This window comes from Parafannyhessea umbonata (assembly GCF_900111255.1).
GTDB lineage: Bacteria > Actinomycetota > Coriobacteriia > Coriobacteriales > Atopobiaceae > Olsenella_J > Olsenella_J umbonata_A.
This window is the reverse complement of the sequence record NZ_FOGP01000001.1, coordinates 458,497-485,353: the sequence shown is the minus strand read 5'-3', so window position 1 is coordinate 485,353 and position 26,857 is coordinate 458,497. Positions and strand designations below refer to the sequence as shown.

Annotated in this window: 24 protein-coding genes, 1 pseudogene and 1 riboswitch; of the genes and pseudogenes, 12 read left to right on the top strand and 13 right to left on the bottom strand. The window is 65.9% G+C overall.

Annotated elements, in window-relative coordinates; translation table 11 throughout:
• Positions 1-30 precede the first annotated feature (30 nt).
• Positions 31-234: pseudogene (locus BMY31_RS09065) on the top strand (hypothetical protein); the annotation flags it as partial.
• A 205-nt stretch (positions 235-439) separates the two neighbouring features.
• On the top strand, positions 440-733 hold the full coding sequence (locus BMY31_RS09060) for a family 1 glycosylhydrolase (RefSeq protein ID WP_307777416.1): 294 nt from the start codon (positions 440-442) through the stop codon (positions 731-733).
• Positions 734-868: 135 nt separating this feature from the next.
• On the opposite strand, the gene BMY31_RS02060 is transcribed toward BMY31_RS09060, so the two are convergent.
• From BMY31_RS02060 to BMY31_RS02050, 3 genes are all read right to left on the bottom strand, one after another.
• A complete protein-coding gene (locus BMY31_RS02060) occupies positions 869-1,390 on the bottom strand; it encodes a GtrA family protein (protein ID WP_078686658.1) in 522 nt (173 codons plus the stop codon).
• A gap of 3 nt (positions 1,391-1,393) precedes the next feature.
• The gene (locus BMY31_RS02055) at positions 1,394-3,955 is read right to left on the bottom strand and encodes a glycoside hydrolase family 3 C-terminal domain-containing protein (protein ID WP_257612351.1); all 2,562 of its coding nucleotides are present in this window, start codon (positions 3,953-3,955) and stop codon (positions 1,394-1,396) included.
• A gap of 75 nt (positions 3,956-4,030) precedes the next feature.
• Positions 4,031-5,110 carry a glycoside hydrolase family 3 N-terminal domain-containing protein gene (locus tag BMY31_RS02050; protein WP_091007789.1) on the bottom strand — a complete coding sequence of 360 codons (1,080 nt, stop codon included), beginning with the start codon at positions 5,108-5,110 and terminating at the stop codon, positions 4,031-4,033.
• Here BMY31_RS02050 and BMY31_RS08815 point away from each other — a divergent pair.
• Positions 5,024-5,299: a GHKL domain-containing protein gene (locus tag BMY31_RS08815; protein WP_257612350.1), complete on the top strand. Its 276-nt coding sequence runs from the start codon at positions 5,024-5,026 to the stop codon at positions 5,297-5,299. The two genes, BMY31_RS02050 and BMY31_RS08815, sit on opposite strands and share 87 nt — an antisense overlap.
• Here BMY31_RS08815 and BMY31_RS02040 read toward each other — a convergent pair.
• Positions 5,283-5,861 (bottom strand): DUF3267 domain-containing protein, encoded by a 579-nt coding sequence (locus tag BMY31_RS02040; RefSeq protein ID WP_078686654.1) that lies wholly within the window; start codon positions 5,859-5,861, stop codon positions 5,283-5,285. The genes BMY31_RS08815 and BMY31_RS02040 overlap by 17 nt on opposite strands.
• A gap of 285 nt (positions 5,862-6,146) precedes the next feature.
• Between BMY31_RS02040 and BMY31_RS02035 the strand changes: the two genes are divergently transcribed.
• Together BMY31_RS02035 and BMY31_RS02030 are read left to right on the top strand one after the other, a co-directional pair.
• Complete coding sequence (locus tag BMY31_RS02035; RefSeq protein ID WP_091007784.1) at positions 6,147-8,201, top strand: methionine--tRNA ligase; 2,055 nt, start codon at positions 6,147-6,149, stop codon at positions 8,199-8,201.
• Positions 8,202-8,224: 23 nt separating this feature from the next.
• Positions 8,225-9,094, top strand: coding sequence for an alpha/beta fold hydrolase (locus BMY31_RS02030; protein ID WP_091007781.1), 870 nt, complete (start codon positions 8,225-8,227; stop codon positions 9,092-9,094).
• Here BMY31_RS02030 and BMY31_RS02025 read toward each other — a convergent pair whose 3' ends face one another.
• Positions 9,095-9,760 carry a hypothetical protein gene (locus BMY31_RS02025; protein WP_091007779.1) on the bottom strand — a complete coding sequence of 222 codons (666 nt, stop codon included), beginning with the start codon at positions 9,758-9,760 and terminating at the stop codon, positions 9,095-9,097. It lies immediately after the preceding gene.
• 289 nt (positions 9,761-10,049) lie between these two features.
• Here BMY31_RS02025 and BMY31_RS02020 point away from each other — a divergent pair, with 289 nt between their 5' ends.
• The 5 genes from BMY31_RS02020 to BMY31_RS02000 all read left to right on the top strand — a co-directional run bounded on the left by BMY31_RS02020 (position 10,050) and on the right by BMY31_RS02000 (position 16,354).
• Complete coding sequence (locus BMY31_RS02020; protein WP_078686648.1) at positions 10,050-10,532, top strand: MarR family winged helix-turn-helix transcriptional regulator; 483 nt, start codon at positions 10,050-10,052, stop codon at positions 10,530-10,532.
• Positions 10,520-12,343, top strand: a complete 1,824-nt coding sequence (locus BMY31_RS02015; protein WP_180371326.1) for an ABC transporter ATP-binding protein — start codon at positions 10,520-10,522, stop codon at positions 12,341-12,343. Before BMY31_RS02020 ends, BMY31_RS02015 begins: the two co-directional genes overlap by 13 nt.
• On the top strand, positions 12,336-14,297 hold the full coding sequence (locus BMY31_RS02010) for an ABC transporter ATP-binding protein (protein WP_091007776.1): 1,962 nt from the start codon (positions 12,336-12,338) through the stop codon (positions 14,295-14,297). The genes BMY31_RS02015 and BMY31_RS02010 overlap by 8 nt, the downstream gene beginning before the upstream one ends.
• A gap of 324 nt (positions 14,298-14,621) precedes the next feature.
• Positions 14,622-15,338 carry a peptidylprolyl isomerase gene (locus BMY31_RS02005; protein ID WP_219334833.1) on the top strand — a complete coding sequence of 239 codons (717 nt, stop codon included), beginning with the start codon at positions 14,622-14,624 and terminating at the stop codon, positions 15,336-15,338.
• Between the two features lie 17 nt (positions 15,339-15,355).
• A complete protein-coding gene (locus BMY31_RS02000; RefSeq protein ID WP_091007774.1) occupies positions 15,356-16,354 on the top strand; it encodes a septal ring lytic transglycosylase RlpA family protein in 999 nt (332 codons plus the stop codon).
• Positions 16,355-16,372: 18 nt separating this feature from the next.
• On the opposite strand, the gene BMY31_RS01995 is transcribed toward BMY31_RS02000, so the two are convergent.
• The 6 genes from BMY31_RS01995 to BMY31_RS01970 form a co-directional block, all read right to left on the bottom strand.
• Positions 16,373-17,647 (bottom strand): galactokinase family protein, encoded by a 1,275-nt coding sequence (locus BMY31_RS01995; protein ID WP_091007772.1) that lies wholly within the window; start codon positions 17,645-17,647, stop codon positions 16,373-16,375.
• Positions 17,648-17,670: 23 nt separating this feature from the next.
• On the bottom strand, positions 17,671-18,417 hold the full coding sequence (locus BMY31_RS01990; RefSeq protein WP_091007769.1) for a TetR/AcrR family transcriptional regulator: 747 nt from the start codon (positions 18,415-18,417) through the stop codon (positions 17,671-17,673).
• A 191-nt stretch (positions 18,418-18,608) separates the two neighbouring features.
• The gene (gene dapD / locus BMY31_RS01985; RefSeq protein ID WP_091007765.1) at positions 18,609-19,310 is read right to left on the bottom strand and encodes a 2,3,4,5-tetrahydropyridine-2,6-dicarboxylate N-acetyltransferase; all 702 of its coding nucleotides are present in this window, start codon (positions 19,308-19,310) and stop codon (positions 18,609-18,611) included.
• Positions 19,311-19,351: 41 nt separating this feature from the next.
• On the bottom strand, positions 19,352-20,092 hold the full coding sequence (dapB, locus tag BMY31_RS01980; RefSeq protein ID WP_257612348.1) for a 4-hydroxy-tetrahydrodipicolinate reductase: 741 nt from the start codon (positions 20,090-20,092) through the stop codon (positions 19,352-19,354).
• Positions 20,085-20,975 carry a 4-hydroxy-tetrahydrodipicolinate synthase gene (gene dapA / locus BMY31_RS01975; protein WP_180371325.1) on the bottom strand — a complete coding sequence of 297 codons (891 nt, stop codon included), beginning with the start codon at positions 20,973-20,975 and terminating at the stop codon, positions 20,085-20,087. The genes dapB and dapA overlap by 8 nt, the downstream gene beginning before the upstream one ends.
• Before the next feature lie 134 nt (positions 20,976-21,109).
• Positions 21,110-22,435 carry a diaminopimelate decarboxylase family protein gene (locus tag BMY31_RS01970; RefSeq protein WP_234970626.1) on the bottom strand — a complete coding sequence of 442 codons (1,326 nt, stop codon included), beginning with the start codon at positions 22,433-22,435 and terminating at the stop codon, positions 21,110-21,112.
• Positions 22,436-22,481: 46 nt separating this feature from the next.
• Positions 22,482-22,650: riboswitch (Lysine riboswitch) on the bottom strand.
• Positions 22,651-22,813: 163 nt separating this feature from the next.
• Here BMY31_RS01970 and BMY31_RS01965 point away from each other — a divergent pair.
• Positions 22,814-23,971 carry a M20 metallopeptidase family protein gene (locus BMY31_RS01965; RefSeq protein WP_091007763.1) on the top strand — a complete coding sequence of 386 codons (1,158 nt, stop codon included), beginning with the start codon at positions 22,814-22,816 and terminating at the stop codon, positions 23,969-23,971.
• On the opposite strand, the gene BMY31_RS01960 is transcribed toward BMY31_RS01965, so the two are convergent.
• Positions 23,961-24,896: a hypothetical protein gene (locus tag BMY31_RS01960; RefSeq protein ID WP_143802913.1), complete on the bottom strand. Its 936-nt coding sequence runs from the start codon at positions 24,894-24,896 to the stop codon at positions 23,961-23,963. The two genes, BMY31_RS01965 and BMY31_RS01960, sit on opposite strands and share 11 nt — an antisense overlap.
• 25 nt (positions 24,897-24,921) lie before the next feature.
• On the opposite strand from BMY31_RS01960, the gene BMY31_RS01955 reads away from it, so the two are divergent.
• Positions 24,922-26,196: a relaxase/mobilization nuclease domain-containing protein gene (locus tag BMY31_RS01955; RefSeq protein ID WP_159443969.1), complete on the top strand. Its 1,275-nt coding sequence runs from the start codon at positions 24,922-24,924 to the stop codon at positions 26,194-26,196.
• Positions 26,197-26,319: 123 nt separating this feature from the next.
• Here BMY31_RS01955 and BMY31_RS01950 read toward each other — a convergent pair whose 3' ends face one another.
• The gene (locus BMY31_RS01950) at positions 26,320-26,817 is read right to left on the bottom strand and encodes a hypothetical protein (protein ID WP_078686629.1); all 498 of its coding nucleotides are present in this window, start codon (positions 26,815-26,817) and stop codon (positions 26,320-26,322) included.
• Positions 26,818-26,857: the final 40 nt, after the last annotated feature.

Sequence of the window (26,857 nt, the reverse complement as noted above, 5' to 3'; positions counted from 1 at the left end):
CCAGCCACGAGGCAATCGACTTCTACCACCATCACGCCGAGGACATCAGGTTCTTCGGCGAGATGGGATTCAAGCGCTTCCGGCTCTCGGTGCAGTAGAGCCGCATCTTCCCGACGGGCGAGGACGCCAAACCCAATCCAGCGCTGGGACAACCCCAAGTTCATCGAGCTGTGGTGCGACTTCTGCAAGTTCCTGTTCACCGAGTACAAGGGTCTCGTCCGCTACTGGCCGACCTTCAACGAGATCAACTGCGCGCTGTTGGGCGGCTTCGGGGGCACCTACGGGCCGGGAATCCTTCCCGACCACGAGCGCGACCTCACCTTCGGCAGCGCCGACTGGGGCCAGCCCATCGACCCCAAGGGGCTCCGCTGGTGCCTCGAGCAGGTCGACGACCGCTACCAAATTCCCCTGATGGTGGTCGAAAAACGGCCTGGGCGCGGTGGACGAGCGCGCCGAGGACGGCAGGTTCCACGACACGTACCGCATCAACTACCTGCGCCGCCACATCGAGGAGATGGCCAAGGCCGTCGAGGACGGCGTGGACCTGATGGGCTACGCCATGTGGGGCTGCATCGACCTGGCCTCCGCCTCGACCGGCGAGACGAAGAAGCGCTACGGCTTCGTCTACGTCGACAGGGACAACGACGGCAACGGCGACCTGCGCTGCGAGAAGAAGGAGTCCTTCGGCTGGTACCGGAAGGTCATCGCGACCAACGGGGCCGACCTGGCCTAGCTCGAGCGCCCACGCCGCTCACACGTCACGAGCCCCACCGAGAAGAGCGTGGCGCCGCGGCCGGAACCCCAGCTGCGGCGCCACGCTTCTGACCATGCGCGATCCGTCACGGCAGCCCGACGGTCGGACGACCCCCTACTCCTTCGGATCCACGTCCTTCTTGCCAGGCGTGATCCAGAACTTCAGAAGCGGGAAGCTCACCACGACGGCGAGCAACGTGTTGACCACGGACGCGACCGTTCCGGCCAGACCCGCGTCCATCCCCCACAGGTCCTGGCAGAGGCTGGTCACGTGCCCGGGCAGAATCAGGTTGACGATGACGATCAGCACCGCAAGCACGGCGAACTTCGGAGCGGCCTTCCCGAAGTCGGCGTCCGACTTGAAGACCCACTTCATCTGCACGAAGAAGTTAACGACCTGAGCCATGACCTCGGCGACCAGGAAGGTCGCAAAGCCGCCCACGCCGTTCGAGCCGGCGCCGGTGTAGTCGAAGATCAGGAAGCGGAAGGGACTCGTGAGCCCCAGGCCGCCGATGAGCACCGCAGTGCCCAGCCACGTGAAGACGAAGCGCGTCGCGGTCGACACGTTGGAGAGCACGTTGAACTTGATGAACTCCCAGAGCGCCTGGTGGCGCTCGGTCCAGTCCCTAAACGACATGAGTTATTCCGCCTTTCCGTGCAGGTTCAGCTTACGTGCAAAAGTGACGTTGCGCAGCGCGCCGACGAGCAGCGCGCCGAGGAGCGGCACGAGCACCCAGGCGAGCCAGACCACCGCGAAGGCACCGAAGCCCCCGTGGGCGAGAAGCGCGATCGCCAGCGCCGGCACGAAGCCGACCAGGCCATAGCCCCTCGCCTCGCGAACGATGGCGTCGACGACGCCCATGGTGACGGGCGGCGCCATCTTGGCGATGGCGTGCAGGGGCATGTTGTAGGCAAACTCGACGTCGAGGTCGGGAGAGTTTCCGGGCTTCAGTCCCTGGCGGTGCCGCCCCTCCAGAACCAGCCAGACCAACAGCAGGATGAGGCTGCGACAGCGGTTGAGGTCGCGCAGGCAGGTGCTCCTTCCCAGGGGCGCGATCGCGTTGGGGGCGGCGTGGCCCAGCAGCGTGGCGAACTCGGCGCAGGTAACCTCGTGGACGTAGCCGGAGCCATACGACGGGAGCTCGCGGCCGGCGTAGGGGTTGGGGGCGCCCGTCCCCTTGAGCTCCGCGCCCAGCGTCTGTCGGACGTCCTCGCACGACAGGCCCAGGCGCAGCTCGTAGCGTCCGCCCTCGACCTCCCAGGAGCAGGTCCCGACGTTGTAGTACTCGAACGCGCGCGGGTCGAGGTCGATGGCGACCGTGGTCGACTCGCCCTTCTCGAGCTCGACGCGCGAGAAGCCCTTGAGCTCCTGCTCCGCGCGGAACACCTCGTGCTCGGGCTTGGCGACGTAGGCCTGGACGACGGTCGCTCCCGCACGGTCGCCCGTGTTCCTGACGTTGACCTCGATGCGCGCGGGGCGGCCCTGCTCCCACTGCGCGATTCGGGCGGAGGACAGCTCGAAGCTCGTGTACGAGAGCCCGAAGCCGAACGGGAAGGCGACGGGCACGTGAGCGCTCTGGTAGTAACGATAGCCGACGTAGATGCCCTCGCGGTACTCAGCCGTGGCGCCGTCGGAGGGATAGCGTCCCGCCGTCGGCGTGTCCTCGAGGGAAAGCGGCCAGGTCTCGGCAAGGTGGCCGCAGGGGTTGGCAGAGCCCGTCAGCACGTCATAGGCGGCCGAGGCGCCCGCCTGACCGCCAAGCCCCAGGTACAGGAGGGCATCGCAGTCACCGGACCAGGAGGTGTCGACCACGCAGCCGCAGCTCAGAAGGACGACGACCCTGTCGCAGCAGGAGCGGACGGCGCGCAGGAGCTCCACCTGGGCCTGGGGCAGGAGCATGTCGCGACGCTCCGCACCCTCGGTCTCCTGTCCACCGGCCAGACCGAGGCACACCACGCACACGTCGGCGCCCGACGCGAGGCTCACGGCCGCCGCACGGCAGGCCGCGTCATCGGAGCCGTCATGGGTGAAGCCGGGCTCGAACCCCAGAAGGTCGAGCTCCCCACGCTCGCCGACGACGTCCAGCAGCGTGTCCAGACGCGTGCATTCCACCAAAGAGGACCCGGCGCCCTGATAGCGCGGCGTCTGGGCGAAGTCGCCGACCAGGGCGACGCGCGTGCCCGGCCTCAGCGGCAGGAGCGCATCGCCCTCCCCTGCCGGAGCCTCGTTCTTGAGCAGGACGACGCCCTCGCGCGCGACGCAGCGGGCAAGATCGTGGTGGGCGTCCCGGTCAAACTCGGGGTCAGCCCCCTCGAGGGCCGCGGCGCTCTCCAGGACAAGGTGGAGCGCCTCGCGGGCGCGGGCGTCGACGAAGTGCTCGTCCAGGCGGCCGGAGCGCACGGCCTCGGCGAGCTCACGCGGCGAGTCCAGGCCCGGGGCCGGCATCTCGAAGGTGGTGCCGGCCTTCACGCCGGAGACATGGTCGACGGAGCCGCCCCAGTCGGTCACGGTCGCGCCCTCGAAGCCCCACTCGCCGCGCAGGACGTCCTGCAAAAGGCGGCGGTTCTGGCTCGCGTACGTACCGTTGATCAGGTTGTAGCTGCTCATGATCGACTTCGGCCGGCCCTCGCGCACGGCGATCTCGAAGCCGCGCAGGTAGATCTCGCGCAGCGTGCGCTCGTCGAGGACGGAGTCGGACGCCTGGCGCCTCGTCTCCTGGCTGTTCGCCGCGAAGTGCTTGGGGCAGGCGGCGATGCCCTTCTCCTGCACGCCGCGCACGAAGCCCGCGGCCATCTTGCCCGAGAGGTACGGGTCTTCGGAGAAGTACTCGAAGTCCCTGCCGCAGAGGGGGCTCCTCTTGATGCACATGCCGGGACCCAGCAGGACGCCCACCCCCAGGGAGCGGGCCTCCTCGCCCAGGGCCGCTCCCATGCGGCCGGCCAGCTCGACGTCCCAGCTGCTCGCCACCGTGACCGCGGTGGGGAAGCAGGTCGCGGGATCGCTTCCGCCAATTCCAAGGTGGTTGGCGCCGTCCTTCTGGTGGCGAAGGCCGTGTGGGCCGTCCGAGAATTCCATGGCGGGTACGCCAAGGTCAGGAAAGTCACGCGTGCCGAAGGGGGTCTTTCCCGAGAGAAGTGCGCACTTCTGCTCGAGCGTCATCTTCCCCAGGACCTCTTCGACCCGCTCATCGATGGTTGACACCAAAACCGTCCCTTCAATCGCTTGTTACCACAAAGATACTCGCACCGGAGCGCGGGCGCTCCGGTGCGCTGGGTCTTACTCGTCAGGCGCGCCGGCGTCGTCGCGAGGCTCCTTCGGCGCGGAGGCCACGGCGGAGCCGGCGGCCTGCTCCTTGAGCGCACGCCCCTTCTTGGCGCTGCGCCAGCCCAGGAACGCGCCAAGGCCGACGAGCGCTGCGGTCGCGCCGTAGACGCCATACTGCCAAGGGGCGATTCCGTACTTCACCTTGGAGCCCGGCACCAGCCCCTGCATGGCGTTGCTGTTGGTGACCGTGTACAGCACGTTGTGCATGGAGCGGCGCAGCTGCGAGACGACGGTCGCGGTGCCGGCGCGCTGGATGTCGCCGGTCATGGCCGAATAGGTCAGCTGCAGATCGCCGCCGGCCGCGAGGGACGCCATCTTGTCCATGTAGCCATAGAGGTTGAAGTCGGTGATGACCATGCCCTCGAAGCCCCACTCGTCGCGCAGGACGTCGGTAAGCAGGCTCTTTCGGCCGCCGGTCCACTCGGTGCCGATGTAGTTGAACGAGCTCATGATGCCCGTACACGCCTTCGTCGTGCGGGTGGCGACGGTTCCCTTGGAGTCGGCGATGTACTTCTCCTCGTAGGACGCCTCCTTGGCGCAGATCTCGAAGGGACGGAGGTAGCACTCGCGCATGACCTGCTCGTCAGCCCAGGTCATGAGGTGCTGAACGCGATAGGATTCCTGGTCGTTAAGCGCGAAGTGCTTGACGTAGGCATAGACGCCGTTCGAGGCGGCGCCGGAGACCTCGGCGGAGCAGATCTTGCCGCCCAGGACGGGGTCCTCCGAGAAGTACTCGAAGTTGCGGCCCGCAAACGGCGAGCGGTGCGTGTCGCAGGCAGGTGCGTACCAGCCGTCAGGGTCGCTCGTCTCGGGCTTCGAGATGGAGGCGACCTCGGCCGTCGTGTACGCGGCATCACCTTGAGCTGCATCGCCGACGGCGCCGCCCTGGACTTCATGAGGCCGTCGGACCTCTACTCGCTCTTCGGCAACGCCCTCGACAACGCAATGGAGGCCGTCGAGGGTCTGGGAGACGCCCAGCGTAGGTCGATCTCGCTCATCGTGCGGACGCGCGGCCAGATGGTCTCGATCCACGTGGAGAACTACTTCGACGGCAAGGTCAACCTGGTGGACGGGCTCCCGCAGACGACCAAGGGCGACCACAGCGCCCACGGCTTCGGGACGAGGTCCATGCGCATGATCGTCGAGAGCTACGGCGGCACCCTAACCTACCTGGCGCAGGACGACGTCCTCCACCTCAACGCGCTCATTCCCTGCCCGTAGGGGCCTCCGGCGTGCCGTCGTCGGCCATCAGCACGATGCCGGTGTCGGTGTCCAGCACGTGAGTGCACCCGGGCGTGCCCAGGACGGCCGCGGCAAGGGCAAGGTCTCCCGTGCAGCCCGCAATGTGGAGGACGACGAGCCACCATGCCATGAGCGGCATCCTCGTCGCACCGCAGACCAAGGCGAAGGCGAACGTGAGGGCGACCGAGGGCGCCAGGAGCACGATGGCGAAGCGCGCACGGGGCAGCATCGCCCCGTCCGCCGAGGTGTAGAGCATCGCGTCCGTGAAGCCGAAGCCGACCTTCACGTCAGGACCTCCCAGCAGCAGGAAGGCAGCCGCGTGGACGAGCTCGTGCACGGGAAGGGCCACGAGCGTGACGACCACCAGGATGACGAACCAGACCAGGTCGACCGCCTCGGCGTCCAAGGCGCCAAGCTCCGCCGCGATGCCCAGGGCCACGCCGCCCGCGACGCCGAGCGCGATGAGGGCCCAGGACCACTCGAGCATGCGCCTCTGCGTGGCCTCGTCCCCAAGCACGTCTATCTCCTGCAGGCGCCTCATGCGACGGCCCTCCCCTCGCCAGATTGGTCGGGCCCGACCCGCGCGGACCCCAAGCCTATCGGACACAGAGCATAGCAGAGGTCGGCGGTGCCCGCCCGACCCGCCGGGGCGCAGACCTTGGGGGTGTGATGGTAGGCACTTCTCGATGCCCAAACGACCGGCCCGTTGTGGGATAATCCCCAACGATACTCACGCGCCGCCCGCCGCCGAGGCAGCACGCCGGGGCCCCGGGACGACGCGGACCAGAAACACGCAGCTCAAGCAAGATTGGAACGAGTGAGCCACATGGCAGACACCACCACGCTCTCCGGCGCGACGCGTCCGGACTTCCCCAAGCGCGCCGTCATCACCGGCGGCATGCCCTACGGCAACAAGAACCTCCACTTCGGACACATCGGCGGCGTCTTCGTGCCCGCCGACTTCTTCGCGCGCTTCCTGCGCGACCGCCTGGGCAGGGGCAACGTCGTCTTCGTCTCGGGCACCGACTGCTACGGCTCCCCCATCATGGAGGGCTACCGCAAGAAAGTCGAGGGCGAGGGCTACGAGGGCAGCATCGTCGACTACGTGAGGCAGAACCACGATGCCCAGAAGTCCGCACTTGACGCCTATGGCATCAGCCTCGACCTCTTCGCCGGATCCGGCCTCGAGCCCGCCTCCGACTTCCACAAGAAGCTGACCTCAGAGCTGATCGAGCGCCTGCACCAGAAGGGCTTCCTGCACAAGATGTCGACTCGACAGTTCTACGACGTCGAGGCCGGCCAGTTCCTCAACGGCCGCCAGGTCAAGGGTCGCTGCCCCGTCAAGGGCTGCAAGAGCGAGAAGGCCTACGCCGACGAGTGCGATCTGGGCCACCAGTTCGACCCCGAGGAGCTCATCGCGCCCGTCTCGCAGCTGACCGGCACCACGCCCGAGCTGCGCCCCGTCGACAACTGGTACTTCGACCTGCCCGCCTTCGAAGGCGAGCTCAAGTCCCTCATGGACGAGTGGGACGTCGACGAGCAGGTGCGCCCGATCGTCACCAAGACCGTGCGCGAAACGCTGGTCGCCCCCGTGATGTACGTCCAGAACAAGTTCCGCGAGGCCTTCGACGCCGTCGCGGGCAAGCTCCCCGCCCACACGCTTCGCGAGGCCGAGAAGGGCCAACAGTCGTTCTCGGTGGAGTTCGCCAACTGGAAGGACCGCGACGAGGCACGCGGCGTCCTCGAGTCCGCCGGCGTGCGCTTCCGCACCGGCAAGACGCTCTTGCCCTTCCGCATCACCGGCAACATCGAGTGGGGCGTTCCCGCCCCCGACATGGAGGACGTCAGCGGGTTGACCGTCTGGTGCTGGCCCGAGAGCCTCTGGGCGCCCATCAGCTTCACGCAGACCGTTCTCGACGCCGACAAGCAGTCCGGCGCCGGTCGCTACTCCACCGACGACTGGCGCGACTGGTGGTGCTCCAAGGACGCCAAGGTATACCAGTTCATCGGTCAGGACAACATCTACTTCTACTGCATCGCGCAGCCCGCGATGTGGGCCGCGCTCGACTGGGGCCTCACGCAGGACACCCCCGTCGCCAACTACCACATCCTGTTCATGAACAAGAAGGCCTCCAGCTCCGGCTCGATCAAGCCGCCCATGGCCGGCGAGCTCCTCGAGCACTACACCGCCGAGCAGCTCCGTGCCCACTGGCTGAGCCTGGGCCTCGACCAGAAGGCCGTGTCCTTCTCGCCCAAGCCCTATGACACGTCCGTGAGCCACGTCGACAAGAAGACGGGCGTCGAGATCCTGGTGAAGGACGACCCGCGCGTGGTCGACCCCGCCCTCAAGGAGAGCGCCTTCCTCACCAACATCTTCAACCGCCTGGCGCGCAGCTGCTTCTATGGCGCCCAGAACGTCTGCGAAGGCCACCTGCCCACGGTCACGGCCCACGACGACGTCAAGGCTGCCTGCGACGAGGTCACGCTTGCCTTCGAGCGCTGCGCCCACGCCTTCGACGCGCACAATGCGCTGGCCGCCGTCGACGCCTTCGCACGCGACGCCAACAAGCGCTGGAGCGACGCCTCCAAGGCCGCACAGGGCGACGACGCCGCCTACGAGCAGGCCCTGGCCGACGCCTTCCAGGCGCTGCGCACCGTCACGCTGCTGATGCATCCCGCCGTTCCCGCGGGCTGCGAGCTCGTCTGCCGCTACCTGGCCTTCGACGAGGGCCTCTTCTTCAGCTGGGACCACGCCTTCGACACGATGGCCGAGCTCGCCGCGGCCGCGGGCGACACGCCCGAGTCCCACCAGATGGTGGAGCTGCCGCCGCGCTTCGACTTCTTCCAGAAGCACCACAGCCAGATGAAGAAGGGCAAGTAGCGACAAAACGTAGGGAGAGACACATGGCCACGCGCCCGCAGCTCCACTTCCCCAGCCCGTATCGCCTTCCCGAGGCAAGGCTCGAGCGCGCCCTCACGCACGAGACCCCCGATGGCGCGAAGATCGCGACGTACGTCTACGCGCCACGGGGGTCTTCCCTTGCACAGACGCGGACCGAGGGCGTAGCGCCCGTGCTCCTGCTTCACGGCAACGGAGAAGAGCACGGCATCTTCGGCGTGGTGATAGACCGCATCTGCGCGTCGGGCCGGGCCGCCATCGCGCTCGATTCCCGCGCGCAGGGCAAATCCACGCGCGGCACGGCCCCCCTCAGCTACGAGCTGATGCGCGACGACGCCCTGGGGGCACTTCGCGAGCTCGGCGTCGAGCGGGCGCACGTGATCGGCTTCTCGGACGGGGCGATCGAGGGCCTGCTGATGGCGCGCGACCAGCCCGAGGCGGTGGCGTCGCTCCTCTCCATCGGCGCGAACGTCACGCCCGAGGGCGTCTCGGGCGACTTCGAGGTGGAGCGCATCTCGGGCGAGCTCGAGTCTTGGGCCGACTGGTGGGAGAAGGGCGAGGGCTCTGCGCTTCCCGTCGAGCGCGAGCTGCTGACGCCGACGCCCTCCGAAGCCCGACGCACGGCCGAGCTGCTGCGCCTGATAGCGAACGAGCCGCACATCGAGGCCGAGAGCCTCCAGGGAATCTGCTGCCCCACCTGTGTGATGGCCGGCGAGAACGATGACATCGACCGCACCCAGACCGACCTCATCCACGCGATGGTCTCGGGGTCGCGCCTCGTGATCGTGCCCGGCTGCGGGCACGTGCTGCCCAAGGAGTGCCCCGACCTCGTGGCAGACGAGGCCCTCGCGCTGATCGGGCGCGCGAACGACTAGCTAGCGCCGCCCGCGCAGGCGAGCGCGGGCACCCCTCCCCTTGCGAACCCTCCTGCGGGTGCGGGCCTTGCTGACGCGCATGCGCAGGCGGGCAAGGCGCCTGTCGCCCCTGCGCTCGCGACGGGCAAACACCCAGGCGCGCTGCGCGTAGTAGTTAACGAAGAACAGAAGGAAGTCGACGGCGAGCTTGGCCACGCTCTCGTTGACGCCAAGCGCCACGTGCGCCGCGAAGACGCCCACGCTCGAGAGCAAAAGCATGGCCACCGCAAGCAGCAGGAAGCGCGGGAGGCTCTCGCGCATGGGACGAACCTCGACCGCGCGGTTCCTGACGGCGTCGTCGGGACCCTCGATGATGTCATCGAAGTCGATGCCGGCCGCCTCGTCGGCATCCTCGACCGACAGCGCGGCCGCAGGGACGACCGAGGACCTTCCGGCACCCTCGGCGAACACGCGCTTTTGGTTTATGACGTAGTTGACGGTGACCGAGCAGGCGCGCGCCACGAGCGTCGCGATGAAAATCCTCAGGTAATCGGCACCAAAGAGCGCGCCGTCAAGACAGTGGAAGAGCACGAAGGCGAGCCCCTGGTCGACGGCCGTGCTGATGAGCGACGAGGCCGCAAAGCGCAGGAAGCGGGGCCTCAGCTTGTCCTTTAGGCCGATGGCCATGCTACGCACGCCCCTGCACGAGGATGCGCGTCGTGGGCCTGGGGCCGCGATTGCCGCCTATGTAAGAGAGCGTCTCGAGCACAAGTCCTCCGTTACTTGACGCAAGACAGCATAGCACCGCCAAGTGCGGCTCCGTCACGCGCACACAAGTGCGCCCCTCTCGTCCACGCCGACATTCGTCCGCCGCCGTCCCAAATTGTTAGGTACCTATGAATTTTGTTAGGTACCTTGCAACTAAATCGTTAGGTGCCTAATATTCTCAATCGTATGTATCGGAGGAAGGACCAACGTGACCAAGGAAGAATTAGACGCGCACTTTAAGGAGGTGGAGAAGAGCCCCGAGCATCGTGTCCTGCACGACTTAGGCTTCTTCGGACACTTCATTCACGTGCACGCCGGTGGGCGCAGTGGCAAGCAGCACATACTGGCAAAGCTGCTCTGCCACGACGGCCATCTGACCCAGCGCGAGCTCCTCGAGCGCTCGCACGTGACCTCGGCGGCGCTCTCGGAGGTGCTGACCAAGCTCGAGGGAGAGGGCCTTGTGACCAAGACTCGCTCGGACCAGGACAAGCGCCAGATGGACATTGCCCTCACCTCGCGCGGCGTGCTTCGGGCGACGCAGCTCGTCGAGGAGCAGCTCAAGTTCGAGGAGCAGTGCCTCTCGGCCCTGTCGCAGGACGAGAAGGTGCGGCTCGTCGACATGCTCGACCGCATGCGCGAGAGTTGGTGCGAATACGAAAAGGAGAAGAAGGAGGCCGAATGCAAGAACTAAGCTACAGGCAAATCTTTCACACGCTCGGCAAGAGCGTTCGCGAGTACAAGAAGATGTCGCTTTGGACTCCCGTGCTCGTCATTCTTGAGGTCGTCATCGAGTGCATCCTGCCGTTCATCACGGCCCAGCTCATCGACCAGCTCCAGGCCGGCTGCGGCATGGACGTCATCATGCACTACAGCGCGATTCTCATAGGCATGGCGATCCTGTCGCTCGCCTGCGGCTCCGGTGCCGGCATCACCTGTTCCATCGCCGCAACGGGCTTCGCCAAGAACCTCCGCCACGACATGTTCGAGGCCATCCAGCGCTTCTCGTTCTCGAACATCGACCGCTTCTCGACCAGCTCCCTGGTTACGAGGCTCACGACGGACGCCAACAACGTGCAGATGGCCTACATGATGATCATCCGTGTCGCCCTGCGCGCCCCGCTCATGGTCGTCTTCGCCATCACCATGGCATTTGTCACCGGCGGCCCCATGGCCGTCGTCTACGTGATCGTCTCCGTGCTTCTGGGCGCGATCCTGTTCGGCATCGCCCTCAAGGTCATGCCCATGTTCCGCCGCATCTTCAGGAAGTACGACAAGCTGAACGACTCCGTCGAGGAGAACGTCTCCGGCATCCGCGTTGTCAAGTCGTTCGTTCGCGAGGATTACGAGAAGGAGAAGTTCAACGCCGCCTCGGGCTCCCTCTACCACGACTTCGTGCACGTCGAGCGCATCCTCGCGTTCAACATGCCGTTCATGTCGCTGGCCATCGACACCATCTACGCCTTCGTCATCTACTTCGGCTCCCAGGCGATCGTCACGACCCAGGGCCAGCTGATGAACGTCGGCCAGATGTCGGCCCTCATCACCTACGGCTTCTCGATGCTCATCTCGCTCATGATGTTCTCGATGATTTTCGTCATGGTGACCATGTCCGAGGAGAGCGCCCGACGCATCTGCGAGGTCCTCATCGAGCAGCCTGACCTCAAGAACCCCGACAACCCGCTCTACACCGTCGTCGACGGCTCCGTCGACTTCGACCACGTAAGCTTCGAGTACTCCAGCAAGGCCGAGCGCATGGCCCTCGACGACGTCGACCTGCACATCAAGAGCGGCGAGGTCATCGGCGTCATCGGCGGCACCGGCTCGTCCAAGTCGACCCTCATCCAGCTCATCAGCCGCCTCTACGACACGACGGAGGGCACCGTCAAGGTCGGTGGCCACGACGTGCGCGAGTACGACCTCGACACCCTGCGCAACCAGGTTGCCGTCGTCCTCCAGCGCAACGTGCTCTTCTCGGGCACCATCAAGGAGAACCTACGCTGGGGCGACGAGGACGCCACCGACGAGGAGCTCGTCGAGGCATGCAAGCTTGCCCAGGCAGACGAGTTCATCCAGCTCATGCCCGAAAAGTACGACACCTACATCGAGCAGGGCGGCACGAACGTCTCCGGCGGCCAGAAGCAACGCCTGTGCATCGCGCGCGCCCTCCTGAAGAAGCCCAAGATCCTGATCCTGGACGACTCCACGAGTGCCGTCGACACCAAGACCGACAAGAGGATCCGCACGGGATTCCGCAGCTACATCCCCGAGACCACCAAGATCATCATCGCCCAGCGCACCAGCTCGGTGCAGGACGCCGACCGAATCGTGGTAATGGACAACGGCCGTATCGACGCCGTCGACACGCCCGAGAACCTGCTGCGCACCAACGCCATCTACCGCGACATCTACCTGACGCAAAACAAGGCGTCTCACGACGAGACGATGAGTGAGCTCGACAACGAAGCGAACGTCCAGGGGAAGGAGGAGATTGCCCATGAGTAACGAGACCACCAACGCAGAGAAGAACCAGAATCCTACCCCCCGGCCCCAGCAGGGTAAGGGAGGAAAGCCCGCGAGCAGGAGGGCGGCCTCCATGGGCAAGGTCCTGAAGATGGTCTTCAGGTACTACCCCGTCCACGCCACCGTCATGGTCATCTGCATCGTGGCGGCGGCAATTCTTACGTCACTCCCCTCCATCTTCATGCAGCAGGCGCTCGTGATCGTGGGCAAGTACTGGCAGTCCGGCGACTGGAACAGCGCCCTTGCAGAGATTGCGCCGCTTGTCACGACGCTCATCGGGGTCTACGTCGTCGCGATCAGCTGCAACGTGCTCCAGACGCAGCTGGGCGCCATGGTCACCCAGGGCACCCTCATGAAGGTCCGCAACGAGATGTTCGACCACATGGAGGACCTGCCCATCCGCTACTTCGACACCAACAAGCACGGTGACATCATGTCGTACTACACCAACGACGTCGATGCGTTGAGGCAGCTCATCAGCCAGGCCCTACCGAACCTGCTGACCATGTTCCTCCAGATGGCAGCGACCCTCGCCATCATGCTGTGGTACTCGATTCCCCTCTCGTTCGTCGTTATGGTCATGGTCGCCCTCATGGCCTGGCTCGTCCGCTTCATGGGCGGAAGGTCGGCGCGCTTCTTCATCGCCCAGCAGAAGACCCTTGCTCGCGCAGAGGGCTTTGCCGAGGAGTCCATGACCGGCCAGAAGGTCGTCAAGGTCTTCACGCACGAGAAGCAGATGACCGAGGACTTCGACAAGGTAAACGAGGAGCTCTTCGTCGCGGCAAGAAACGCCAACATCTACGGCAACACGCTGGGCCCGGTGCTCTTCAACGTTGGCAACCTCGCCTACGTCCTCGTCGCCCTTGCGGGCGGCATCTCGCTCGCGCTCGGCATCCCCAACCCCTCCATCGGCGGCTTCGCGCTCTCCATCGACATCGTCGTCCCCTACCTCAACCTCACCAAGCGCTTTGCCGGGTCGATCGGCCAGGTCTCCCAGCAGATCAACTTCGTGGTCATGGGCCTCGCAGGCGCAGAGCGCATCTTCACGCTCCTTGCCGAGGAGCCCGAGGCCGATAACGGCTACGTCACGCTCACCCACGTCCGCAAGGACGAGAAGGGCAACTACGTCGAGTCTGACGAGCGCACCGACACCTGGGCGTGGAAGCACCCCCACCACGACGGCACTCTCACCTTCCATCCCCTCGAGGGCGACATCCGCCTGCGCGGGGTAGACTTCGGCTACACGCCGGACCACACGGTCCTGCACGACGTGACGCTCTACGCAAAGCCGGGCCAGAAGGTCGCCTTCGTCGGTGCCACCGGCGCGGGCAAGACCACCATCACGAACCTGATCAACCGCTTCTACGACATCGCCGACGGCAAGATCCGCTACGACGGCATCAACATCAACAAGATCAGGAAGTCCGACCTTCGTCGCTCCCTGGGCATCGTCCTTCAGGATGTCAACCTGTTCACCGGCACCGTCATGGACAACATCCGCTACGGCCGCCTCGAGGCGACCGACGGCGAGTGCATCGCGGCAGCCAAGCTCGCAGGCGCGGACTCGTTCATCAGGCGCCTGCCCGAAGGCTACAACACGATGCTGACCGACAACGCGGCGTCGCTCTCCCAGGGCCAGCGCCAGCTCATCTCCATCGCTCGCGCCGCCGTCGCCGACCCGCCCGCGATGATCCTGGACGAGGCGACCTCCTCCATCGACACGCGCACCGAGGCCATCGTCCAGCGCGGCATGGACGCCCTCATGGCGGGACGCACCACGTTCGTCATCGCCCACCGTCTCTCGACGGTCCGCAACGCCAACGTGATCATCGTCCTTGACCACGGCCACATCATCGAGCGCGGCACACACGAGGAACTCATCGCCCAGCGCGGAACGTACTACCAGCTCTACACGGGAGCTTTCGAGCTCGAGTAGCCCAAGGCCCCCTTCGTGCGCCAGCCCCGCGTCCCAAGAGGCCCGCAACTCACATGAGCTGCGGGCCTCTTTCGTAACGCCTCGCGCGAAAGACGACCAGTGGAACCCAATCGCCTCGCGCGTCTCGGTCTGCAGGACCATGCGATAGGGTTACGGTATTTTGGTCATGTAAAGGAATATGATCATTTTGCCGACGCAAGGGAGCGTTGAGGTACCCCCAAATTAGGTAAAACGGGGCCTCTGCGGTACCATGGCCAAGTTGAGCCTCATCGCCTCAGCCTGAACCTGAGGCTTACGACCTGTCCGCCGATCAAGGAGAGCTGCATGACCAACCGCTGCATGAGCCGCCGAGCCTTTGCATCCCTTGCCGGAGCCTCCGGTGCGACAGGGGTCCTCGCTCTCACGGGTTGTGCGGCATCATCGGCAGGCGCCAGCGAGGCGGACGCGTCCTCGACCCAGACGGACTCTCAAGCCAAGGCCGCCTCGGCCACGACGCAGGACGCCCCGCTCATCCAGCAGCCACTCGACAACGGGTACGGCACGGGGACGCACCACGCCACCATGGAGGTCCGAGGCTACGGAACGCTCAGTCTAGAGCTCTATGCGGGAATCGCCCCCATCACGGTCAGCAACTTCTGTCAGCTGGTGAGCGATGGCTTCTACGACGGCCTCACGTTCCACCGCATCATCCCGGGCTTCATGATCCAGGGCGGCGACCCCAAGCATGACGGAACCGGCGGGGCGGACCGCCGCATCAAGGGCGAGTTCTCCGCGAACGGCGTCGCTAACGGGCTGCAGCACAAGCGCGGAACGATCAGCATGGGGCGCACTGCGGCCAGCTACGACAGTGCGAGCTCGCAGTTCTTCATCGTCCAGCAGGATAGGAGCAGTCTCGACGGCCAGTACGCCGCCTTCGGTCGCGTGACCGAGGGAATGGAGGTCGTCGACGCCATCTGCAACAACGTGCCCACACAAGACTCGAACGGCACGACCAACCCCGAGGACCAGCCCGTCATCACGACGGTGAAGATGGTCGACTAGTGAGGAGCACGCTGAACATGTCCACGATCCAGTCAACCATCTGCCCCCTTCGCATGCGCATCGCGCGGGGAGCCGCATGCGCGGGCCTCTCGCTCGCGCTCGTTCTTGCGGCCTGTCCGGTAAGCGCCCACGCGGAGTCGCTCGAGAAGCTCCAGGAGGCCGCGATCGCGGCGAACGACAGCTACGAGAAGGCGGAACAGGAGTCCCAGGACCTCCAGAAGCAGATCGAGGACAACGAGGCGAAGATCCACGAGCTCGAGGCGAAGCTCCCGGGCCTGAGGAACAAGGCCGCCGCGGCCATGCGTGCCAGCTACAAGCTTCAGCAGGCACAGGGTGACCTCGTGATGCTGCTGCTCTCCGCCGAGGACTTCAACCAGTTCGTCACCCAGGCGGCCTACCTCGACATCATAACGGAGTCCAACGCGAACGCCATCAAGGAGCTCAACGACTCCGTCTGGGAGCTCAACACCACCAAGGACGAGCTCACCAAGCAGAAGGAAGACGCGGACGTAAAGCTCGCTGAAGCCCAGAGGGCCAAGGAGGAGGCCGATGCGGCCCGCAACGCCGCCGTCGCCGCCGCGACCGCCGACACCGCCCAGAACGAGGCGGCCTACGCCTCGGGCCAGATAACCGACACGACCTCCCAGCAGATCAGCGCGGCCACGGGCAACGCCCCCGCAAACAACGACGCCCCCGCAAACGGAGGCTCGAACTCCGGCAACGTGGGAACCTCGTACACCTACGTCGGGGCCTCGACCTACGGCGAGGGCGACGGCTTCATGTACGGCAAGACGGCCTCGGGCGCCCTCGTCACGCCCACCTCCATGGGCGTTGCGATGCGCAGCATGCCCCTGGGCACGGTAATCGAGATCACGTACAACGGTCACACCGTGCAGGCGGTCGTCAACGACCGTGGCCCCTTCACGGGCAATCGCCAGATCGACCTCCAGCCCGCCGTGGCCCATGCCCTGGGCTTCAGCGGCGTAGGCACGCTCGGCTACCGCGTCGTAGGCTAGGCGCTTCTCGGAGGTGCGCTAGAGCCACCACGCGCTCGCGCCCTCATCCACGACCTCGTACGCGCGGCAGGCACCCTCTCCGTAGATGGCGTTCATGCCCTGCGAGAAGAGCTCGTACACGGAGTCCGGGACGAATGCCAGGATGGCTCTCTCGGGACTTCCCCCATGGATGCAGGCCGCGCCCTCGTGGCGCAGGTTCTCGTCGGCAACCGCAAGCCCGAGCATTATCGCCTGGCTGCGCGCCACGCGCGGCGTGCCCTGCAGATACATCGCGGTGCTCGCCCCGCTCGCACGCGTCAGCTCCAGAAACGCGTGCATGTCCTTGGCCTTGAGCGCCCTCACGCGGTGTTCCACCATGCGGTCCTCGCGCCAGAAGTGGATGGCCCTCAGTGCGGCGCGGTCGCCAAACTGGTCGCGAATGACAGGCAGATCCATCATGAAGTCGACCTCGCGCACGTCACCCAGGCGCTCTGCTCCCAGGGCACCTGCGACGGCCTGCATCTCCTGCAGGATGGAGGAGCAGCTGGCAGGCTCCGTCACGCGGCCGTCCCCAACCTCGACCAGGCAGACGTTGTAGCCCTCTTGCGCGAAGTCGAAGTCTATGCGCTCCGCGACGGCGCCCCCGGAGTCCGCGAACGAGAGGTGCTGGATGCCGCCAAGCGCGACGGGAAGCTGCCACATGGGGGCAGACGAGCCGCCGAGGCGCTCGCGCGCGACGCGCAGCGCCGCCAGCGCAAGCTCCTCCCCCGAAAGGGTGCCCCCAGCCCAAAGGTTATTGAGGCCCTGGGCAAACGCGAGCTCGAGGGCGGACTCCCCCAAAAGCCCCGACCCGACAGGCTCGTCGAGCGCAAGGTAGGCGTCGAAGCCCAGCGCGTCCCCGGGCGCGAGTCCCCTCTGCAGGAAGAGGGCAACCATGCCGCGCACCATGGCCGACAGGTCATCGAGCCCGCCATCCCTCGCATCGAGGTCCGCGCTGTCAAGTTGGATCGCGGGCAGCCCTCGCCCGCCCACGCGGATGCGCCCCTCGCCGTTGGCCCTGAAGATTCCGCGAGCGTAGGACCCGACCGCGCAGGCGACCGCATGTCCTCCCTGGTGGTCGGTGTGGTTGCCGGCGAGCACGATGCTTCCCGGGCTCAGCACGACAAGCTCCCTCGCGAAGGCGCCTCCGAAGCAGCCGTAGAGCCCCTCCCTCAAAAGGTCGAGGTCGGAGCCAGTGGGAAGACCGCCGACCACATCGTCGCAACACCCGCATAGGTTCTGCCCAGCGTCACGCCCAGCACCCACAGTTGCCATGATCCTCTCCCATCCTCAACCGATCAGGTTGTGCCTTGGCTCAGGTAGCTGACGGCCATGTCGATGATGTACTCGAGCTCCTTGGTGCCGTTGGCGAAGCGGTCCGACGAGATGACCTCGCCGCGCGACAGCTTCTGGGCGACGCCGATGAGCGCATGCGCGACGCTGGTGTAGAAGGTCCTGAAGTCGACCTCTCGCACGACGGAGCCGTCCTGCCTCCCCAGCAGGTAGGCGTCTTCGAACATGAGGTAGAACGAGTCGATCTGCGCACCATACGCCTCGAGGTCATCCGCCTGGAGCCCCTCGGAGAGCACCAGGTGGTCAAACTCGTCCAGAAACGACACGAAGGAGCTGTTCTGGACGTAGCTGGCCGCGTACTCGCCCAGAAGGCGCTCGAGCCTCTGGGCCCCGCTCATGTCCAGGAACTCCGCACTCTCGACCAGCGAGCTTATGCGATCGTTGAAGTACGACCACATGAGCGTGGCGGCGCCGACCGCCAGGGCGGTCTTGGTCGAGAAGTGCCGGTAGAGGGTCGCGACGCCCACCTGGGCCGCATCGGCGATGTCGGTCATCTTCACGCTGGCGATGCCCTCGCGCAGGAAGAGCTCCGCCGCACACTCGACCACGTGGAGGTCGAACTGGCCGAGCCTTAGGCGGCCGGTCGGGGCAAGGTCAGCGAGGCAGCCCTCCCCCGCAAGAGGCCGCGACCAATTTGCGCCGTCGAGGGCGCCGGGAGCAAACCCAGACGCCGCGCCCTTCCGATCCGTCATCCGACCGCTCCCCCAAACATGATGATAGTCTGACTATCAATACGATAGTCAGACTATCACATATAGCACGCGACTCATAGGGATACCTCGCCGACGGGACACCCGAAAAGGCGAACGCCCGAGGCACCGTTCACGGCACCCCGGGCGTTCGAGCTCGAATGCGAGTATGCGGAGTCCAGGCGGCTCCGCGGCTAGATCTGCCTGAGCGCGTCGACGAGCGCAGTCTTGGCGGCGGTGCGCTCGTCCTTCATCTTGATGACGCGCGCGGGGCATCCCGCCACGACGGCCCCCGCGGGGACGTCCTCGACGACGACCGCGCCCGCGGCCACCACGGCACCGGCCCCGACGCGCACGCCCTCGATCACGACAGCGTTAGCGCCCAGCATGACGTCGTCCTCGATGACGACCGGCGTGGCGCTTGCCGGCTCGATGACGCCCGCGAGGACGGTGCCGGCGCCCACGTGGCAACGTGCGCCCACGATGGCGCGTCCGCCCAGCACGGCACCCATGTCGATCATGGTGCCCGGTCCGACGACGGCGCCGATGTTGATGATGGCGCCCATCATGACGACGGCGCCGTCGCCAATCTGGACCTTCTCGCGGATGAGGGCACCCGGCTCGATGCGGGCATTCACGCCCTTGATGTCCAGAAGCGGCACGCCCGAGTTGCGGCGGTCGTTCTCGACCACAACGTCCTCTATGTCGTCGGCCGCGGCCGCGAGCGCCGGCCCGACCTGCTCCCAGTCTCCGAAGACGACCTTGTCGCCCGCGCCGAAGACGTGGGCTTCCGGTCCGTAGTCGACACTGGCCCCCTCACGCTCGCGCACGAAGACGCGCACTGGCGTCTTCTTGGGTGCGCTGGCGATGTAGCTGATGATCTCCTGAGCGTCCATGGCTCTCCCTCACTCGCGGCGGGCGGCATCCGACCCGACGGCTATTCTCCAAACATGAGCTGGTCAAAGGTATAGAATCCGGGTTCGCGGCCCACGATGCGGCGCGCCGCGGCGACGGCCCCGCTCGCGAAGATCTGGCGGCTCGTCGCCCGGTGGGTCAGGCAGACCTCCTCGTCGGTCCCGAAGAAGTGCACCTCGTGCGTGCCCGCAACGGTGCCGCCACGCAGGCTGTGCATGCCGACCTCGCGCCTTCCGCGCGGCCCCACCATGCCTTCGCGGCCGCAGACGACCTCCATCGAGCTCGAGGGGTCAATAGCCCCGAGCAGCAGCTTGGCGGTGCCGGAGGGCGCGTCGGCCTTCTGGTTGTGGTGCGTCTCGACAATTTCGCAGTCCCAGTCGCCCAGACCGCGCGCGACGACCTCGGTGGCGCGGCGCAGGACCGCGACGCCCAGCGAGTAGTTGGCGCTCCAGGTGACGGCACAGGCCTCGCCCAGGGCACGAATCTGTTCCAGCTCCTCGGGTGCGTAGCCCGTGGTGCCGCTGACCAGCGCGGCGCCGGTCCTCCTGACGTAGGCGAGGGCGTGCGGAAGGGCCGCTCGGTTGCTGAAGTCGATGGCGACGTCGGCGCGCGGCGCCTCCCGGTCCAGCTGGGCAGCGTCACGAGACCCGTAGGTGTCCAGGACCTCGAAGCCGCCCTCGGCCTCGAGCGTCTTGGCTATCAGCGTGCCCATGCGCCCGCCGCCGATGAGGATGACGCTCGTGCGTGCGGCTTCGTTAGTCAATCAGACCAGCTCCCTTCAGCGCAGCGGCGAGGCGCGAGCGCGTTTCGTCCGTCGGCTCCCACAGGGGCGCGCGGTAGCTCTCGTAGATCAGCCCCATGCTCGCCAGCGCAGCCTTGACCGGAATGGGGTTTACCTCTGCGAACAGAGAGTGTACCAGCTCGAGATTGCCCAGCTGGATCTCGCGGGCGCGCGCGACGTCTCCGGCGAACCAGGCCTCGCACATCTCGTGCACCGCGGCGGGCGCGACGTCGGCCCACACGCTGATGACGCCCGAGCCGCCCAGCGAGAGGATGGGCACGACCATGTCGTCGTTTCCGCTGAACATGCGGAAGTCGTCGCTCACGTAGCGGGCGACGGCCGTCGCATAGGCGATGTCTCCGCTGGCCTCCTTGATGCCCCAGGCGTTGGGGTGGCCGCAGAGGCGCGCCACGTTCTCTTCGCTGATCTTGCAGCCGGTTCTCCCGGGGATGTTGTACAGGATGCAGGGGATGTCGACGGCGTCGAGGACCGTCTTGAAGTGGCGGTAGATGCCCTCCTCGTTGGACTTGTTGTAGTAGGGCGTGATGAGCAGGAGCCCGTCGAGGCCCAGCTGCTGAAGGCCGAGGCTCTTGTCGAGCGACTCCTGCGTCGAGTTGGAGCCCGCGCCACCGATGACGGGCACGCGACCCGCGACGCGCTCCTTCACGAAGCGCGCGACCTCGTAGTCCTCGATGTCGGTCATGGTTGACGACTCGCCCGTCGTCCCCAGCACCAGGATTCCGTCGGTTCCGCCCTCGAGCTGGTAGTCGACCAGGCGGCCGAGCGCGTCGAAGTCGATGGCCCCCCGCTCGTCAAACGGCGTGACCAATGCGACTATCGATCCCCTCAGCTTGTCCATTCCCATGGCAGCCTCCTCTCGGGCCGCTCCGTGCGGCCCGCTTCGTCATGCGTGTCCGTTGCGATGCGCGAGAAGGGCGTGCGACGCCCCTCCAAAAACGTATGCCAGCCAGCAGATGCTGCCGCTTCGGCATTGCGCCCCTAGGGACGCGCGGGCTTGGGCCGGGCCGCGGAAGACGCCGCCGGCTTGACGCCCAGCTTGGGCGCGATGGGCAGCACGTCGAGCGTCGCGAAGTAGTCGGACGGCCTCTCGGCGCGGCGGATGCAGCGCACGCCGCCGTCGGCCTGGAGCAGGAGCTCGGCCGAGCGCAGCCGCCCGTTGTAGTTGTATCCCATCGAGTGGCCGTGGGCACCCGCGTCGTGGACGAAGAGCAGGTCGCCCACCTCCACCTCGGGCAGAGCGCGGTCGCTTGCGAGCCGGTCGCTGTTCTCGCACAGCATTCCCGTCACGTCGTAGGCGTGCGTCGCAGGCTCGTCCTCCTTGCCCATGACGGTGATGTGGTGGTAGGCGCCGTAGAGCATCGGTCGCATGAGGTTCGCCGCGCAGGCATCGACGCCCAGGTAGTCGTGGTAGGTGCTCTTGCGGTGGATGACGCGCGTGACCAGCGCCCCGTACGGCCCCGTCACGAAGCGGCCCATCTCGGTGAAGATGGCGACGTCGCCCATGCCGGCGGGCACGAGCACCTCGTCGAACGCGCGGCGCACGCCCGCGCCGATGGCCTCGATGTCGTTGGGCTCCTCCTCGGGGCGGTACGCGATGCCCACCCCGCCCGAGAGGTTGACGAACGGCACGCGCACGCCCGCCTCGGCCCGCAGGCGCACCGCGAGCTCGAACAGGCGTCTCGCGAGCGCGGGATAGTACTCGTTCGTGAGGGTGTTGCTGGCCAGGAGCGCGTGGATGCCCACGTTGCGCACGCCCATCGACGCGAGGCGGCGGGCCGCCTCGAGCATCTGCGGCTCCATCAGGCCGAACTTCGCGTCCTCCGGGCGGCCGAAGATGCCGTTGGCGAACGAGAAGTCGCCCCCGGGATTGAAGCGCAGGCTCATGGTATCGGGGAGCGCCTCGCCCTCGATCGCCTCCGCGAACGAGTCGATGTGCGTGATGTCGTCCAGGTTGACGATGGCCCCCAGGCGATGCGCGTGGGCGAACTCGTCGAGCGGGGTGTCATTGCTGCTGAACATGATGTCCTCGCCCGAGATCCCCATGGCCTCGGCAAGCATGAGCTCGGTCAGGCTGCTGCAGTCGACGCCGCAGCCGTACTCGCGCATAATCTGGATGAGCGCGGGGTTCGGCGTCGCCTTGACGGCAAAGAACTGCCTGAACCCAGGGTTCCACGAGAACGCGCGCAGGATGCGCTCCAAGTTGGCGCGCAGGCCCTTCTCGTCGTAAAGGTAGAACGGCGTGGGATAGCGAGTCGCGATGGACTCCAGCCGCTCCCTGCTTGCAAACGGTCTCTTGCGCTCCACGATGCCCCCCGACGCCAGTCCCACAGCTGCGGCCCGCGAATGCTCGCGTCGGGAAAGCGCAACTGTGGGATGCCCCCACAGACAGTCCGGCGGGTCTTCCCCGCTGGCCCACCCCTCGCCCTGCCGGGCCAAGGAGTTCGGCGGATTTAGCCTCCCGCGGGGTCCGCGCCTGCCGGCTCGCCCGCGCTCATCACTTCCGCACCTCTTTCGTTGGGATGATTCTACGGGCTGAAACGCCATTCATCGCAACGGTTAACAAAGTTGACTTATTCGGGCGAATGACAACTTCCGGTCGGATAATTGCAAGACGCATGTCTGGTGAGCCCGCAAGGCGGGCTCCGGGCGCGCGGGCAAGCAGATGGACCAGAGGAGAAGAACATGGCAGAGCCGATCGAGGGGCGGATGCTCAGGGAGCACCGCCGCGCGCTCCACCAGATACCGGAGCTCGACTACGACCTCCCCCGCACCCTCGCCTACGTGCGCGGGATCCTCGAGCCGGTCGCCGGGGACATCACGTCCCGCGGCGGGAGGGCAACGGTCTTCTCGCCCTCGCGCTCCGCGCTCTGCCTCTACGTCGACAGGGGCACCCCGCACGCGACCGCACTGCGCTCCGACATGGACGCCCTGCCCGTCATCGAGCGCACGGGCGCGGCGTACGCCTCGCGCATCGAGGGGCACATGCACGCCTGCGGGCACGACGGGCACATGTCGATGCTGCTGACGCTTGCCCAATGGCTGCCGCAGAACCTGGATCGCCTGGGACGGAGCCTCCTTTTGGTCTTCCAGCCCGCCGAGGAGACGACGGGCGGCGCGCGCGGCATCTGCCAGAGCGGCGCGTTAGAGGAGTGCGGCGTCGACCGCATCTTCGGGCTTCACCTGTGGCCCGGGCTTCCAGAGGGACGGCTTGCCGGCAGGTCGGGGGCGCTCCTGGCAGCGGGAAACGAGACGCACGTGACCTTCCTGGGCCGTGCCGCCCACATAGCCCGCGCCGAGCTGGGGGCCGACGCGGTGGAGGCCGCGGCGCGCTTCCTAACCGCGACCTACGGCCACATCGAGCGGCTGTGCCAGAGGGAGGCCGCGCGCGGGCGCGAGGGCGTCGTCCTCAAGTTCGGCACCCTGCAGGGCGGCCTCGTCTGCAACCAGATAGCCGACAGGGCGCGCTTGGAGGGCTCGCTGCGCACGTTCGACGTCGAGCTGCGCGACGAGGTGATGGCGGAGGTGCGCGAGCTGGCAGCACGCGCCGCGGCGAGCTGTGGCTGCACGGCGGAGGTCGACTTCGCCGAGGGATACCCACCCGTCACGAACGACCCGGAGCTCTTCGGGCGCGTCGCCGAGCGCGTGCCGGAACTCCAGATCCTCGAGGAGCCGTACATGATCGCCGAGGACTTCGCCTGGTACCAGAGGCAGCTGCCCGGCGTGTTCCTGCTCTTGGGCGTGGGAGAAGTGCCTTCGCTCCACTCGGACGGCTTCGACTTCGACGAGCGAGCGCTCGCGGGCGGCCTCGCGGCGCTCAAGGCGCTGGCACTCATGCCGTAGCGGGGCCCGTGCCGCGCGCCGCGGCGTGCCCCTCGCTCCCCGCGTCAGGGGCGCAGCGCCCCCACGAAGTCGCCAAGCCGGTCGAGCCCGCGCACCAGCGCGTCGTCAGCTTTGATTCTTCGCATGTGAAACGTTCGAATGACCCGTCAGGCAGCTCATTAATAATGAACTCCGGGTACTGCTCCTCATCTTCGTCGTAAGGCCAGAGTCCGCAGTCTTCAATAGGGCCAGGTTCAACATAGCTTCTGGCATATATCATCGATAGCAGATAGTTTTCAGTTTCGTTGCCTTGGTACCAGCGATCGAAAATGTAATTTGGGCCAGCATCGCTGTCGTCGCCCATAGGATCTGTATGAAACGGCATATGGCCTGGTGTACTTACCCGCAAATCGACGAATTGGATAAATAGGAATTGCCTGGCGCACATATAGCGGAGTAGGTATTTAGTTTTTACCTTTACCTGGTGTTTCTCAAACACAACAACTGGTTCACGATTGCCACATTCGTCAATCTTGTAGTAATTACCACTAGGGTCTCGATACAGCTCGAAGAGAAGCGCAAATTCTTGGTTCAAATGGAATTGGGCTTCTTCGAGGCTGTGAAAATACTGCTCCATAACTATGAAGTGAAAACCGTCATAGCTGCTTGAATCAAATCGCGCAGAACCGGCGCTCATGCAAAATCCAGGAGAAAAGCTATCAGGATGCTTGAGCCAATTGGATTCCTCTAAGATTTGCGCTTTATGTTCCATATTGGCAAAACAGCAAAAGATTGCCGGAGTGCCGAAAACTTTGTCATTGTGTGTGCATACAACAGTCCACACATCTGATATAGGTTTTCGAATTAAATCAATTACATGGGGTTGTTCAAATTCAACAGGTTTTAGCCCCTGATCAACCAGTATTCGCCTTGCGATCTCGTTCATGCCCACGCCCCTCAATATGGAAACAATGGCAGCCATCGAGCGCTACCTCGAGCGGGGAGGCCGCGCCATAGGCCACGACTTCGTCAACCTCGACTGCATGGAGCGGGGCGGCGGCGAGGCCCGCGGCTGGGCGGCGGAGATGGACGAGCTCAGGGCCGTCTACGGCAACGGCGAGCCCTACCGCGGCAGGCCTGCCATCACGTACCGCCACTACGTCGTGAGCCCCGACCCCGCAGACAAGGTCGACTTGGAGCGCCTGCGCGAGCTGGCGCTCAGCTGGGCGGAGAGACACTTCGGCGAGTACCAGGTGACCATCGTCTACCACGACGACAACGAGCACGCCATCCCGCACGCGCACGTCGTCGTGGGCAACACCAACGTCGAGACCGGAAGGCGCCTTCACGTCCCCGACCCCAAGGGGCTCAACCGCGACCTGCAGCGGATGGCCCGCGAGCGGGGGCTGGGATACCTCGCCGACGAGCACGCGGTATTCGACCGGCGAGCCAAGGGCGGCGAGGCCAGGACGACCCAACGCGAGTACAAGGGGCGAGCCGAGCGCAGAATTGAGCGCAAGGGCGGGTACAGCTGGGTCGCCGACATCAGGCAGCGCGCCCGGACGGCCCGCGCCCTCGCCCACGACGAGGCGAGCTACCGCAGCGTTCTGGGGGCGCTGGGCGTGGAGCTCTCGCTCAACTCCCCCAACGCACGGCGACGCGACTTCCTCTACGCGCTCTCCGACCATCCAGCCCGCAGGGTCGGCGGCGAGAAGCTGGGGCGCTGCTACGGCAAGCAGGCGCTGGAATGGGAGTGGGGGTATCCTACGGCCCTAAAATGCGATGCCATCGACAAGCGCATCGAGGGCGCCGTGCTGGTTCGCGACCTGGACGAGCTCGGCGAGCTGGCGAGGCTCATGGAGGCGCTCAGAGACCCCCGCATCGCCTCGATCGCCGACATCGACTGGCAGATCGGGCTGCTGGAGCGCGACCTGGAAGCCGCCGAAGACGCGCAGGGCAAGGCGACCATAGCCGATAAACTTGGGCGTTTTGGGGACGCCCACAAGTTCGCCGTCGGGCACGGGATGCTGCCCGCCCGCAGGCCCAGGCCGGTCAGCAACCACGAGCCCCGGCACGACTCGGGCTCATGGCACGACCACCACTCCGGCTCGCACGGGGACTCCCCCCTCGCACCAACACTCGGTCAGCCACGACAGGGGCGGCTGGTCCCGTTGAAGCAAAAAAGGGGACATCGGCTTCGGGTGCCGATGCCCCATCATGCCGTCCCGGAACCGGAGCGGTGGTAGTGTACTACGTCAACCAGCGATTTCGTGCCGTCGAGGGCTTCACGCTCCGCGGTGCAAAAGGAGAGCGCCCGGAAAAACACCGGGCGCTCTCCTTTCCAGCGATGCGATTGAAACAGGTGCTCACTACTGTGGAGGGAGCTGGCCATTGCCGGGGTTGCCACCACCAGCATTGTAATCCTTGATGGTCTTCGCTGCCCAGAAGATGCAGGCGGCGAAAACGATTCCGACGACGCCCTCGAGCAGAGACGAGACATTCATAGTTCCGGCAAAGTTCACGATGACGCCGACAACCGAGACGATGAGATCGATAAGCGCGAAGGCGTAAGCCGGCCCGACCTTGCTGAAATCGTTCGACGCACGGACCGAGAAGATACCCAGGAGCAGGGTGAAGATTCCCGAAATCAGGAGGACGATTCCCCCGACCAGCACCAGGCCTGTCACCATGGTGGCGGTCTCCGCATCGGCTGAGCTCATACCGCCCGAGGTGGCAATTCCTCCAGCGAGAACGCCGCCGCCGCCAATCGACATGGCGCCGAGGAGAATAGCCAAGGCACCCAGGAGGATGCTCAGGATGCCCAGGATCTTCAACGTGCTCTTCGCGTTCTTGATTTTCCCATCCATTTTTCAAGCTCCTTTCTCCGCTATTCGTTCTTCTTTGTTT